The following is a 14,305-nucleotide window of genomic DNA, read 5'->3' as shown; positions in this document are numbered from 1 at the left end:
TAAAAAAAAATTCTGCATTCTCAGATACCTAAACTTGTAAATTTTTGTTAAGTATGGTAAAGTTGCTTTAACAGAAATTGAAGTAGAGGTACACATAATGCCATTCACCATTGACTCGGCTCGTAGCATTTTTCCAGAAACCCTAGCGGCTGACGTAGTTCCGGCGACGATCGCTCGGTTCAAGCAGCTTAGTGCCGAAGATCAACTGGCTCTCATTTGGTTTGCGTATCTGGAAATGGGTAAAACCATCACCATTGCTGCTCCTGGGGCTGCGAATATGCAGTTTGCTGAAAACACCCTACAGGAAATTCGGCAGATGACCCCCCTACAGCAAACCCAGGCTATGTGTGACCTGGCGAACCGGACAGATACTCCCATTTGTCGTACCTATGCTAGTTGGTCTCCTAATATCAAGCTGGGTTTCTGGTATGAACTAGGGCGTTTCATGGATCAAGGACTTGTTGCGCCCATTCCCGAAGGCTACAAACTCTCAGCTAACGCCAACGCTATCCTAGTGACTATTCAAGGTATTGATCCAGGTCAACAAATCACGGTGCTGCGTAATTGTGTTGTTGATATGGGGTTCGATACCAGCAAATTAGGCAGCTATCAACGGGTAGCAGAACCTGTTGTACCTCCTCAAGAGATGTCCCAACGGACTAAAGTTCAAATCGAAGGTGTGACCAATTCCACAGTCCTGCAATACATGGACAACTTGAATGCTAACGATTTTGATAACTTAATTAGTCTGTTTGCAGAAGATGGAGCTTTACAACCTCCTTTCCAAAAACCAATTGTTGGTAAAGAGAATGTGCTGCGGTTCTTCCGGGAAGAATGCCAGAACCTGAAGTTAATCCCAGAACGAGGTGTTTCTGAACCGACGGAAGATGGCTATACTCAGATTAAGGTTACTGGTAAAGTGCAAACTCCCTGGTTTGGTGGTAATGTGGGGATGAATATTGCTTGGCGCTTCTTGCTGAACCCAGAAAATAAGGTTTTCTTTGTGGCGATCGATTTGTTAGCATCTCCCAAAGAGTTGTTGAACTTGGTGCGCTAGAATAGAGTTCACCTAGAAATTATATAGGCGAGCGTTTTCTAAGCAAAAGCGCTCCCTTTTCTGCTGGGGATAAAGTCGATTCCCCATCGATTGAATGTGGCGATCATTGTAGTGCTACGGGCAGTAAAAAGTTACTTGAGGGTAAGTTAAGTAGGTAGGTAGGTAAAGACAGTGTTTAATATAGCATTATGAAATGATTTGTGAACAACCAGCGGTTCAGATAAAATTACAACCACAGGATAGAAAGTTCATAATGATTTATCGGATATTTATGATGGCTATATTATGATGATTAATAGCACCTATTTATTGCCTAGATATATTCTACGGTACTCGCGCACTAATATCGAGCAAATATCGGCTGTGGTAATGCTCAATTAGGTAATGATAAGTGAGTGAAATTAATTGGTCTGAACAGGATAAAAACGCGGCTGTAGATGCCTTACATAACGCTTATGAGCGGGAGGTTAAGATTCTGATTGATGAGGTTAAACAAAAAGCGTTTAATCTCACAGAAATTGACGAGGTGTGGAAATTGCATGATTTTTTGAGTGCCAGAAGACACGAGATTGATGGTAAGTATGACTATAGAGATGCTGCCAGTGTGTTTGTGTTAGCCACATTAGTTAAACAGGGATGGTTAAGCCTGGAAGAATTACAGGTTTTGGGTCAAGATAAATTAGCGAAAATCTCGGCTTTGACTAGGCTCTAATTCTCGCACCTATTGAATAAGGGCGGGTTGAGTAGTTGGACTGTTGAGAATCAAAACTGATTACTGAACCCGCCCCCAATTTGAGTGGCTATGGCTGCTGTTTGAGAAAATCGTCAACTTCGGCGGCGGTGGGTTGGGCTGCGATCGCCCCTAATTCAGTAGTAACCAAGGCTCCCACTGCACTAGCATAGGTAACGATCGCCCTAGGGGTTTCTGGGTTCTGGAGGCTAGGGATACCCAACTGCAAAACTTGGTGAATAAAGCCAGCCACAAAGCCATCACCTGCGCCAGTGGTATCTTTCACTGGGACAGAAAATCCGGGAAAATAACCCTCATGATCTCCGATACAGTAAGCACAACCGCGATCGCCTTTAGTAACTAACACCCCTTCCACGGAGTTTAGGCGATAGTTAATGGTACCAGGATCAGTGGTATCAAATAGCCAGATACTTTCAGACTCTGATAATTTGACAAAATCAACCTGTTTGAGCAAATCCATAATTAGGGGTTTGGCTGCTTCCGGGTCTGGCCAAAAATTCGGTCGCCAGTTAATATCTACTAAAATCTTGAGATTATAGCGATCGGCTAACTTCAAAGCATGAGTGATAGCGTGGCGGGTTTCCTGATAGGCGAGTTCCAATGTACCCAACACCAAAAAGTCAGCATTTACAAACAAAGACTCTGGTATGGCTTGGGCTTGCAAATAGGCATCAGCGAAATCAATAGTATTGAGATTGCCAAATCCGGCAAACTCTCGCTCACCAGTGCTTGAACGCAACACATAAACCCGTCGTGTGGGTGCTGATGGATGTCTTTGAATGCCGGTGGTATCAACGCCAACCAATTGAAGAAACCCCAGGAGGCGATCGCCGCCTTCATCGGAACCGACCGCGCCAATAAAGCCGGCAGAGGTTCCCAATTTCACCAAAGCACAAGCGACATTAGCGGGAGCCCCTCCCGGGTGAGCGGTCCAAGATTTAACTTCTCCCCAGGACTGGTTAGGCTCGTCTGCCAAGCAATCAAATAAAATTTCACCGAGGCAAATAACGCGAGAATGATTCATCTTGACTGTCAAAAATAGAGTTCACAGAATCTGCGCTGGGGCAGAAGCATCTGAGGTTAGAAGACGCAAATGGATTGTACAGTTTAAAATGGTGATAGCTAAGTAAATATGCAGAGATAGGATACCCTTATGTCCGACAGTAAATTCAAATCCCCTGTCTCCCTCTCGGAAAGAGAATTACAGGTTGTGGAACTGGTGGCGATCGGTTTGACTAACCAGGAAATCGCGGAAAAGCTGGAAATCAGCAAACGTACAGTAGATAACCACATAAGTAACATCCTGACTAAAACCTCGACAGGTAATCGGGTGGAGTTGGTCCGCTGGTCTTTGCAATGGGGTAAAGTTTGCATTGATAATATCAATTGCTGCACCCTACCAGAACCAGAATCATCAGTAGAATTAACTGATAGTGTTGATGAAACTGTATCCTCTCCTGTAGTTGAGTAAATATAGATCACTGATCATCATGGCAAGTATGGACTCAAGAATCCGTTATCAGTTTTGCTGTCCTCGATTACCTTTAGCGGTTTATCGAGAAGTGGCTGCTCACCTGCGACAGGTGGAGGGTGTACAGACGGGTTTAGTGCCTATGTCTAAAGATGTCGAGGGTTGGGAATCGTCAAAATTTGACCCTAGGTCGAGTCAAGTCGCGGCCCTATCGATTGAATATTCCGAATCGCCTGACGGGGACATTCCCTCGCAAGTTGAACGGATTTTAGCTTATTATGGCGATCGCTATGGTTCTTGGCAATCTTTAGATACGATAAACACCAATTGATCAGCAGGAAATTGGTCAGTACAGAAGGCTCACGGCTTCCCTGAGTGTGGGGATCATGCTCCTGGCGGTGAGTCCTATTTTTGCACGGATTATATATAGAGATGGAATCAATTCAAAGTTTACGAGGAACCCGTGACATCCTTCCGGAGGAAGTCGGTTATTGGCAGTGGGTGGCTTCTGTGGCTGAGGAGACTTTGGCGCGAGGGAATTATCAAGAAATCAGGACACCGATTTTTGAGCCAACTGCCTTGTTTGAAAGGGGTATCGGTGAGGCTACGGATGTGGTGGGAAAGGAGATGTACACTTTCTGCGATCGCGGCGATCGCTCTATTACTCTGCGTCCTGAAGGTACGGCTGGGGTGGTGCGAGCTTATATTGAGCGGAAACTACACGCTAATCCTGGTGTACAACGACTATGGTATATGGGGCCGATGTTTCGCTACGAACGTCCTCAAGCGGGACGACAACGACAATTTCATCAACTTGGGGTGGAGGTTCTCGGTAGTGATGACCCCCGCGCTGATGTGGAGGTGATCGCGGTGGCGGTGGATATCCTCAAGAGTTTGGGAATTACCAATCTGCATTTGAATCTTAATTCAGTAGGCGATCGCACCGATCGCCAAAATTATCGTCAAGCGTTGGTTGATTATCTGACACCATTTAGCGGGGAACTTGATCAAGACTCTCGCGATCGCCTTACCCGTAACCCGATGCGGATTTTGGATAGTAAGGATGAACGCACCCAGGAAATTACCCGCAACGCTCCGAGTATTTTGGACTATCTGGGAGAGCGATCGCAATCTCATTTTGAACGGGTGCAGTATCTGATTAAGGAATTGGGGATTTCTTACACGCTAAATCCTCGACTGGTTCGCGGTTTGGACTATTACACCCACACTGCTTTTGAGATTATTTCTGATGACCTTGGCGCTCAGGCTACGGTTTGCGGCGGTGGTCGCTATGATGGTTTGGTCCAGGAACTTGGGGGCCCGTCAGTTCCGGCGGTGGGTTGGGCGATCGGTTTGGAACGTTTAATTATTCTGCTTCAGCAATTGCACCAACCTCCACAAGTTACCCCACAATTATATTTGGTGTCTCGCGGAGAAAAGGCTGAGGCTAATGGTCTGATTTTGGCTCAAAAACTGCGTCAAGCGGGCTTGAGGGTTGAATTAGACCTGAGTGGTAGTGCTTTTAGTAAACAGTTTAAACGAGCCGATCGCAGTGGTGCTGGGGCTTGTTTGGTGTTGGGAGATGCTGAGGCGATCGCCGGAACTGTGAACCTCAAATGGTTGAAAAGTGGCGAGCAAACTGTGTTAAACCAAGTTGATCTGATTGGTAACGTTGAGGATATCAAACAACAGTTAATTACCAACAGCTAATTATTAGTGAGTTGGGCGGATTTTGCTGACGAAAAATGAGGTGGTTAATTGCTAAAACAACTGGTGGGAGCGATTAAAGTGCCATAATTATTGTTGCTAAAAAGGGTGATTTTTTTTAGATAGGGGCGGGTCGCAAAATGACGGTTAATTGGCAGCTTAACAAGGCTCAACCCGCCCTAATTGATAGGTCAAAGGTTTAAGTTTCCGAGGTGGAAGAGTGGTTAAATGCGGGGGTTAAATAAGCCGCAAAAACAGCGATTAAGAAAGCGGAGACATTGCGAATTACGGGAACCCAATCGGAGGTGCGACTAATTACCGGACCGAGACCGAAGGCTATAAATAAAATGCCCCACAGGGGAGAAAAGATTAAGGCCCATTGCCAAGCCACAATTTGTCCGGGTTTACGGGGAATAGCTGCAATACCACAAATTACGCCACCCAAGGCGGAGGTGATTAAGGTGAGAATCCATTGTTCTCTGGGAAGACCGGGAACTACTCGACAACCACCGTCTTTGAGTAAACAGGTTTGAATGGTTTCGATAGATTGCAATATTGATTGATCTTCGCCATTATCGCGGACAAAGTATTGATTACCGTAGCGGGTCTGAAGTTCGACCCAAAAGGTTCGGGTCAGCAGGTCGTATAGATCCCGACCGACACTAAAGTTAAGGATATTACCGCCACGTTGATCAGCTACCAATAGGACACTGTGTTCATCAAGTCCCCAATATTCCTTGACGGCGCGACCGGGAGTGCGATCGAACTGAGTTAGCACCCTGAGTTTCCAGCCAGTTTGGGATTCAAACTGTTTCAGGTCTTCGGCTAACAGGTCTTCTTGAACGTCTGTCAGCAGTTCGGCTAAATCTATGATCGGGGTTTGGACTTCGGGTAGAAGTTCGGGGTTGTTGTAAGCGCCGGCTACTGGTGCGATCGCCCAGGTGGAAAGCAGGAGACAGAATACAGCAATGAATCGGAAGAGTTTGTGCGACCAGATTTGTTGCATAGATATTTTATACCAAATAATCAAATGTGAACGACGGGAGATGTTTCTTAACCCAGAGATAATGCCAACTCATATTCGTTACAATTGTTAACCTTACCACAGAATCGGAGAAATTTAGGCAGTGGCTGGGGAGTGTCGATATAAGATACGGAGGCTGTTAACTCCTCTGGTAGGTGTTCTCGCACAATTGGCGATCGCTATCCCTAACATTAGGATTATGGTCAAGATAGTTGCGAACCCACTCACAAGCCTTGTCTATGAGACTATCGAGATCCAAATTCCACATAATCACGCTGTGGTCACGACTAGCGGAGGCTAATGTTCGGCCATCTGGACTAAAACCGAGAGACATAACGCTATCACTATGTCCCATTAAAGTTTTCAACAAAGTTCCGTCCTTAGCGCTCCAAATGCGAACATGACTATCATAACTGGCGGAAGCTAGTAAAGACCCATCAGGACTAAACACTACACGAGTGACACTATCGCTAGTCCCCTTTAATAGGGTATTGAGCAAAACTCCGTCCTGAGTCCATAATTTAACTGTATTGTCGTATCCAGCAGAAGCTATAACTTTACCATTGGGACTAAAGTTGACCCCCAAGACATAACTCTCATGAGCCTGGATAGTTTTGAGGCGAGAAAGCATAGTATTGGCTGGGTCCCACTTCCACAGAATTAAAGTCCCATCATCACTGGCGGAAACAACTGTCCGACTATCGGGACTAAAACTCACCTGATTAACCCATTCCTGATGTCCTGTGATGGTGCGTAGGAATTGACCGTCAGCAGTCCAGATTTTAATGGTTCCATCCTTGCTTCCGCTGAGGATATACTGACCATCTGGACTATATGTAACAGTCATGACGCTATCTGTGTGACCGACTAAGGTGGCGACTGGAGAGGGTACAAACAGAGATTTTGGTATGACACCAATACCGTTAAACTTGGAAACTCGCAGTTTCATGGGCCAATTATCGTACCAGTTGGACTGGGAGTTAAGGCGTTTCCAGATTTTGACTGTGTGATCATAGGATGCTGTGGCTAACCATTCTCCGTTAGGACTAAAACTCACGGAAGAAACGCGATCGCTATGACCTGATAGAGTTTGCAGGAGTTTACCCGAACTACTCCATAATTTCACGGTTGTATCTTGGGACGCAGAAGCTAAGATTTGACCATCAGGACTAAAGGTAACATCGAGAACTCGATCATTATGGGCTTTTAAGGTGGCTCTGGGGTTACTGTGAAGGTTCCATAACTTCACGGTTTTGTCATAACTTGATGAGGCTAGGGTGCGACCGTCCGGGGAAAAACGTACCCGTGTTACTTTATCTCCATGACCGCGAAAGGTTTTGAGTAATTCCCCTTCCCAACTCCAGACTTTCACAGTTTTATCATATCCGGCTGTGGCTAAACTTCGACCATCTGCAGAAAATGAAACGCAGAAAACAATATTTTCATCTACTTGTAAAGTCCTGAGTAATTCTCCTTGGCGAGTCCAGAGTTTGACTGTGCCATCTGTACCGCTGGTGGCTATGAATTGACCATTGGGGGAAAAATTAACTGAATAAATTACTGAGTCCCGTTTTTTCGTGTGGCTGATACTCATTAATCTTCTACCCTGTTGGTTGAAAAATTGCACGTCTCCTTGATTGGCTGCGGCGGCTAATATTTCACCGTCAGGACTAAAGTTAATCCAGGTCAGTGCGGTATGGCGGAAACGAATAGTGCGGATGATTTCTCCCTGTAAATTCCACAGGATGATGGTGCGATCGCTCCCCGCAGAGGCTATCATTTGACTATCAGGAGAAAAACGAACCGCTTTGACTTTATCTGTATGTCCGATCAATGTTTGTAATAGTTTACCGTCCCGACTCCAGAGTTTAACTGTATGGTCATCAGAAGCGGAAACTAACATTTGACCACAGTGGCTAAAATCCAGGCTAGTTACATTATGATTATGTCCTGTTAAAGTGGCGATCGCCTTCCCTTCAGGAGTCCATAATCTGATAGTATTATCCGTACTAGCAGAGGCTAATATATCCCCGCTGGGACTATACACAACATCCCACACTATATCCGCGTGTCCCTCTAGGCGGTTCTGTTCATGAATGCCATAAACTCCCTGTCCTAGGGTAGTCGCTACCCGAATTTCCGCATCCTGGAAACTGTTAGCAGTTACAGATAAGGACTTGATTTTTTGGAGTTGTTGGGCGGCTTTTAAACTTTCCAGCAAAGCATCAAAACGATAATTAGAGAAAAATAACGCCTCGGAAGATGCTGTTAATGAGGTGATATAAGCTAGGCGTTTTTGTTGGTAAGCAATTGTGGTTGATACCCCTAATCCTATAGTGGCGACAATCGACACACAAAGCAGTTGTTTTAAGAGTCGATTCCGGTGTATCAGTTGTTGTTCGCTTTGGCTTTGAGCCGCTTCGGCTTGGGTTTTGGCTTTCAGACTTTGTTGCAGTTTCTTTTCAATGGCTGTCTGACGCTTTTGGGCTAAAATTCCATAGCTTTCTCGGATGGGAAATACTAGATAATTATACATTAGTTGATAGCGGTCTTCTGGTTGCTCATGTTGACGCAGCAGCAATCCTGATTCTAAGATAATATCAATGAAAGCATGATGATTATGGCTGGGTTCATTATCGGAAAATTTGCCCTGATTTACCATAGATGGATCGGGTCTAATGGCGGCGATTAATTGCGATCGCGTTTTCAACGGACGAGCTAGTTTTTCATCCGTCAGAGCAAATAAAATATCCCAGGCTGCATTAGCATTTGGGGGGCCGCAGTCTTCAATAATACCATTAATAAAATGCTCGATTAGTTGGTTTTTGGGATGGTCTCCCAGTCTTTCATATTCCGCTAAGGTGGTGATTCCTCGGAGTTGTTCTTCCTGGAGTTGGGAACCAACAAGCTGTAACTCAATTGGTCTGACCAACGAGCGTTCATCGGCTAAATCTTCCACTAATTTATCAATTAAAGCTGGCTCTAAATTAAAGTTAGCACGTTTGCTTAAAGACTGAATCACTCGGTGGGCTTCCGCTTTACTAAAATCTCGTAAATGGTAGCGGATATGTTTATCTAAAATGTTGTTATTTATGGCATCTAATGGAGATAAATATTCCGATTCTAATAACCAGGCTAGACATTCTTCTCGCAGGGAAATGATTACCTTAACAAAAGGGACATTTAGACAGAGATTTAAAAACTCATAAAATGTCTGGCGCTGGGAGCGATCGCGACAGAGAAAAAAGAATTCCTCAAATTGGTCAAAAATGATAACAGTCAGGAGATTTTGGTCGGCATTTTTCTGGAGACGACTGTTAATAAATGAATCGGGATGCAGAATATATGAGGTGCGATCGCGATTATTCAAAGATTCAATACCCGTGCTATTACATATAACATTACCTTGGGAAGCCTTGATAATTTTCCGATACCAAAGTCGTTTTAAATTCTGGCTTTTAATATTCAGATTATCTTGATTAATTAAGGCTTCCGCTAAAGCCGCTTCCAGTTCTCGTACCCAGTCTGTATAACTATTAATTACCACGGGTAGAACATTACGAGCCCCTAAACTAATTTCCGCCATCGCTGGTACTAAACCCGCATTAATTAAGGAACTTTTCCCGACTCCAGAACTACCATGTAGCACAATTAATTTATGATCATCTCGCCCTAACCTGTGAATCAGATTATTAATATCTTGATCCCGACTATTATTAGTCATATCAAAGCCGGGACTAATAGCCGATTTTGAGATATTGTTTTTGTGGTTAATAACAGAATTTAATGCCTGTTTAGAAGGCTGCAATTGATGAACTCCAATAAAAGCCCTAAAACCGTATTGATGCTCAACTTCTCGTTGTCTTTGTTTAATCCGAAATGCTTTTAAATATTGACCTTTTTCGTAGTAAATATGGCGCAATTCAGCCAGAATATCAATATACAACTGTGGATCATAACTGGGGGAGGTTTCTAAGCGGGCGGTTTCTAGTTCCTTAATTGCTTGTTCCCATTCATTCAAATGTTTGTAACTGCGAGCTAATAGCAGCAGATAAGTTCCCCGTTCATTGGGGCGCTTTTCCGAGTCAATAATTGCTAGGGCTAGTTTAGTTAGTTCTAAGGCTTTATGCCATTTTTTCTGCTGAAGGGCTACTTCAGCCAGAAATCCATAATCTTGGGCTAATTGCCGATCGCAACCATACGCTAAATGGATTTTAATGCCGGTTTCCGCTAGGTTCTGTAAATCATCCCATTGGTATAAACCCTTCAGAACATCCCCTAAATAACAGAGGATTCCAGCTACTAAATCTGGTCTTCCTGCTGTTTCAAAAGCCTGACGGGATTCTTCTAGGTGGGTTTTGGCTGAATGCAGAAATTTGACCTTATTACCCGGCGATTTGACCTGGGGAATGTGTCGCGATCGCACCGCTTTTAGGCGATCGTTTAAAGCAATATGAAATAAGATAATCCCCCGGATGACTTGGTAGGAAATGGGATAAATAAATTGATAGGGGTCGCGACTGGTTGCGCTGGTAGATATCCAATTGTCCAGATCGGCTAAACTTTGTTGATAATGAACACGCGCCTTATCTCCTCGGTCTTCAGCATCTTCATCTAAGCCCAAAATAAATTGTTTAGTGGCTTGGAGAAATAGGTTAATTTCCACTTCCCTTTGTTGTAAATCTTTCCAAGCTAATTCTAATTCCCGGCGACGAATGGAACCAATACTTAGGTCATATTTAGGCGCTTTTGACCGGCTATAAAACTGGCGGCTGTGCAATTCTCCTGACCTAATTCGTAATTCGGCTAAGGAAAACAGCGTGTTACCTTGGAGGGTCAGTGATTTAATCAAGTCCGGGGTCGCCATTTCAAATTTAATCGTAGCCGCCGCCCAACTTTTAAAGTCTGGTGCTAGTCGGATTAGTTTTTTGGCTAGGATATCTGTTATCCACAATACTAAAGGACAGGAAAAATTCTTGCGAAATTCATCCCGGACTTGGTTGGTGGAACTTAACAGGGTTTCTAAGGCTTCCACCCTGTCTAAACCCATAACCATGATGGCGCTAGGGGTAGGGGTGGCTATGCGCTCTAATAATGTCGTGTAGAGGGTGGTAACTTCCGGCGCTAGGGTGATGTTTTGAATGGTCTCTGCTTCCGGTAATTTTTGCTGTAATTGCTTGATAACTTTGGTTTGTAGATAGGAGTAGTTACAACTTACTAAAATTAGAGAAAATTGACCTTGTGAAAAGGAAATAGCACGGGCTAATCTCTGTAGCGATCGCTGATTTTGGCTCTCGAATTGCTGAGGCGTTAATTGATTAGTCATGGCTGAATTTAACCCGGTGAGTTGAGGGTGGCTATTTAATCAGTATTCGTTAGGTGAGGATTGATAATTTTGGAGTTTCCCCGGCTCCAATTGTGGCTGATTCCCTGAGATTATAGATGCCTATCCAGTCGGTGGCTTAGACATCATTAAATATTCACAATTAATTGAAAATTACCATCCAGTACAGATAGCAATACTCAATCAATTTTTCATTAGTCAAAATACTATAGCGTGATTTCTGTGGTTGATTAACACTGGTGGCTGTGGCCCCCCAATGCTCAACGCTCTCACTACAATCTGACTTATAGTATGCTGGCATTGTGACTAAACTACACCCTGACTCCTACTTATTATACATGATAATGATAAATTTTAAAAAAAAAATAAAAATTTAACACTTCCCGTAATTTTTGTGCGAGAAAACCTGAAAAACTAGTCGCTATCTTGGCCGAAATTTCCGGTAAAATTGGCAGCAAAAAATAACCGATATGTCTGACCATAATATCGGCTGGTAGATGGTCTTAATTAGGACTTATTGGCAGATATTGAGCAGATACTAATTAATTCATGGCTGCTGGTGGATGAGTGGGAGATTTATTAAGTTGCCAATTTTGATATTTGGGTGTATCTATCAAAGCTGGGTTAATGCCAAACCAACGACCAGAGCGATCGCGATATTCAAAGACAAACATACTCCGCAAGAGGGTTTGACATTCATCTTCCCCGCGCACGCTTTGATTGGCGACTACTTGCAAAAGTAAATCCCACTCGTCATCGGTAATAGCTCCTAATAGGTCATCGCGATACTCCCGAATTACCGTTTCTAAACAATCAGCCGAAAAAGGTGGATCATCCTGCTGTAGACAACTGTACATTAACATTAGTAATCGTCTCATGTGACCGCCACTAACCCGACAGAGGCGATCGAGAACTTGGGGGGTCTCAAACAATTCGGGAATATAAGAAATCCGTTCTTCGGGTGGTAAAGTCGGGAAAGCACGCGCTAAAACCATCTGTTGCAATAAAGCCATACCTTGGGGATTATCTGAACCATCTCGATTGCATACTGGAACCATCGGCAAGACTTTTGGTTTCACCCCAAATCGACTAGAAAGCCGACCATAATCATTAGAAAACATTAAAGTTAAAGGAATTGTATAGACCACATGACAATGTAGCCGTCTGAGTTGCTCACCCCGATCAACAAATAAATATTCTGGCTGAGTACGTCCCCAGGATTTGGGGGAATTATCTACCCGATCTAAATTATCAACAATCACCACTAACCCGTTTTTGCCTCTCTTTTTGAGAGTCTCGTTAGCGGGTTTCAGGAGTTCCTCATTAATGGCTTCTAAAATAGTGCTAACCCTCGGTTCGAGGTATTGTCGCAGTTGAGATCTCAATTTAGGGGAATCTTTGGTGCGAGCCGTAATTCTGGCAATACCAACGGAAATTTCGGCCTCACCAGATAATTCAATGGGGGTTTGCAAAAAATCGCCAATCTCCGTAAACAGGCGGCCGAAGTATCCGGGTTTTAACTGGACTGCGGCAGTTTGAATGCTTTCGCTCACTTGACGGGCGATCGCCAGTACAATATCACTGATGTCAACATCAGCCATATCCAGGTCCTGGGATGACTCAAAGTAAACTACATGGTATCCTTGTTGCTCCAGGCTGTCTTTGAGTCTAAACAGTTCTGTAGATTTCCCGCAGCCAATGTGTCCAGAGAATAACTGACAGGTGGGTTCATCACCGGAAAGCAATGTGATAGTGCGGCTTAACTCGCGAACAATATTGCTGCCGCGAACTGACGAAAAATCGATATAATACTGCTGATCTTCCAGATTCGCCATGTCAATGGTTTTACTGGGATTGCAGGCTTTGTAAAATTGGTTCAGGTTAAGTTCAACCATAATTGACTCAGTTATGTTACGATGCCTCGTTTTGAGTGTAGGATGATGCTGATACGCTAGGGATGTGGTTTGTCCCCCCACTAGGGGAATAGCAGTCAAGGGGGATAGTCTTTTAGATAAGGGAATTAGAAGGGACAAAAATTAGGAATGGCCAATATTGTGTTTACTTCTCGCAATCAATTAGGAACTCGCCGACGACAACTGCGCCGTCAGCGACGTTTGAAATTGGTTCGGGTGATGTGGCAGGTTCTGGCGGTCGGAGGTATTTCTGGGGGAGTATTTTGGGGAATTAGTCAGCCGATTTGGTTAATTAAAGAAGCTGAACAGGTCGAGATTAAGGGTAATCAGTTACTTTCTCAGCACAATATTCGCTCACACCTGCCTTTGTCCTATCCTCAATCAGTGTGGCAAATTCAACCAGCAGCCATTCAACAAGCCTTGCTCGATAATGCTCCTATATCAGAAGCGATCGTGATTCGGCAGGTATTTCCTCCCCGCCTTACTATAGAGGTGACTGAACGAGAACCTGTGGCGATCGCTCAACCAAGCATAGGAAACACTACCCCAGGAACTGAGCCCACCGTCGGCTGGTTGGATGCTGAAGGTAGTTGGATGCCATTATCAAGTTATACTGAGCTAGAACAAACAGGTCAACTGCCAAATCTGAGAGTAATCGGTAACTTTGAACAATATCTACCCCATTGGCAGCAGATGTATAGCGATCTGAGTCGCTCCCCGGTTGACATCTATGAAATTGACTGGCAGAATCCGGCTAATATTATTTTAATGACTGAGGTCGGCGAGGTGCATATTGGCTCATACAGTACACACTTTTGGGAACAATTGCAGGTTATCGATCGCATGAGAAAATTGCCGGAACAACTTGATGTTAGTCAAGTGGACTACATTGATCTCAGAAATCCTAACTCTCCCTTGGTGTTGATGATCTCAGATAAATCATCACTATCCGAGGCTTCCTTCTCCAAGTGAACCCTTGACTATATCTCTGGGTGGTTTAAATCATCATTAAACTAACCAGGACTGGGGAGAGGTTCC

General features: G+C 44.2%; 10 protein-coding genes. 6 read left to right on the top strand and 4 right to left on the bottom strand.

The genetic code is table 11. From position 1 onward, the window contains the following. The first annotated feature begins 97 nt into the window (after positions 1 to 97). Together P5674_RS04695 and P5674_RS04690 are read left to right on the top strand one after the other, a co-directional pair. Positions 98 to 1,057, top strand: a complete 960-nt coding sequence (locus P5674_RS04695) for an orange carotenoid-binding protein (protein ID WP_006620271.1) — start codon at positions 98 to 100, stop codon at positions 1,055 to 1,057. Positions 1,058 to 1,448: 391 nt separating this feature from the next. Continuing rightward, the gene (locus P5674_RS04690; protein WP_006620270.1) at positions 1,449 to 1,769 is read left to right on the top strand and encodes a hypothetical protein; all 321 of its coding nucleotides are present in this window, start codon (positions 1,449 to 1,451) and stop codon (positions 1,767 to 1,769) included. An 88-nt stretch (positions 1,770 to 1,857) separates the two neighbouring features. On the opposite strand, the gene P5674_RS04685 is transcribed toward P5674_RS04690, so the two are convergent. Then, positions 1,858 to 2,832: a carbohydrate kinase family protein gene (locus tag P5674_RS04685; protein ID WP_006620269.1), complete on the bottom strand. Its 975-nt coding sequence runs from the start codon at positions 2,830 to 2,832 to the stop codon at positions 1,858 to 1,860. 129 nt (positions 2,833 to 2,961) lie between these two features. Between P5674_RS04685 and P5674_RS04680 the strand changes: the two genes are divergently transcribed. The 3 genes from P5674_RS04680 to hisS all read left to right on the top strand — a co-directional run bounded on the left by P5674_RS04680 (position 2,962) and on the right by hisS (position 4,989). After that, positions 2,962 to 3,279, top strand: a complete 318-nt coding sequence (locus P5674_RS04680; RefSeq protein ID WP_006620268.1) for a helix-turn-helix domain-containing protein — start codon at positions 2,962 to 2,964, stop codon at positions 3,277 to 3,279. 19 nt (positions 3,280 to 3,298) lie between these two features. Then, positions 3,299 to 3,610: a hypothetical protein gene (locus P5674_RS04675; protein ID WP_006620267.1), complete on the top strand. Its 312-nt coding sequence runs from the start codon at positions 3,299 to 3,301 to the stop codon at positions 3,608 to 3,610. A gap of 101 nt (positions 3,611 to 3,711) precedes the next feature. Continuing rightward, positions 3,712 to 4,989, top strand: coding sequence for a histidine--tRNA ligase (gene hisS, locus P5674_RS04670; protein ID WP_006620266.1), 1,278 nt, complete (start codon positions 3,712 to 3,714; stop codon positions 4,987 to 4,989). A gap of 196 nt (positions 4,990 to 5,185) precedes the next feature. On the opposite strand, the gene P5674_RS04665 is transcribed toward hisS, so the two are convergent. The 3 genes from P5674_RS04665 to P5674_RS04655 form a co-directional block, all read right to left on the bottom strand. Further along, complete coding sequence (locus tag P5674_RS04665) at positions 5,186 to 5,992, bottom strand: TPM domain-containing protein (RefSeq protein WP_006620265.1); 807 nt, start codon at positions 5,990 to 5,992, stop codon at positions 5,186 to 5,188. A 157-nt stretch (positions 5,993 to 6,149) separates the two neighbouring features. After that, positions 6,150 to 11,336, bottom strand: a complete 5,187-nt coding sequence (locus tag P5674_RS04660; protein WP_006620264.1) for an nSTAND1 domain-containing NTPase — start codon at positions 11,334 to 11,336, stop codon at positions 6,150 to 6,152. A gap of 560 nt (positions 11,337 to 11,896) precedes the next feature. Next, positions 11,897 to 13,249 carry an AAA family ATPase gene (locus P5674_RS04655; protein WP_006620263.1) on the bottom strand — a complete coding sequence of 451 codons (1,353 nt, stop codon included), beginning with the start codon at positions 13,247 to 13,249 and terminating at the stop codon, positions 11,897 to 11,899. 147 nt (positions 13,250 to 13,396) lie between these two features. On the opposite strand from P5674_RS04655, the gene P5674_RS04650 reads away from it, so the two are divergent. After that, positions 13,397 to 14,239, top strand: coding sequence for a cell division protein FtsQ/DivIB (locus P5674_RS04650; protein ID WP_014276904.1), 843 nt, complete (start codon positions 13,397 to 13,399; stop codon positions 14,237 to 14,239). Positions 14,240 to 14,305: the final 66 nt, after the last annotated feature.

This window comes from Limnospira sp. PMC 289.06, from assembly GCF_032350395.1.
GTDB classification, from domain to species: domain Bacteria; phylum Cyanobacteriota; class Cyanobacteriia; order Cyanobacteriales; family Microcoleaceae; genus Limnospira; species Limnospira platensis.
Note: the sequence above shows the minus strand (reverse complement) of the source record. Positions and strands in the feature narration are given on the sequence as shown.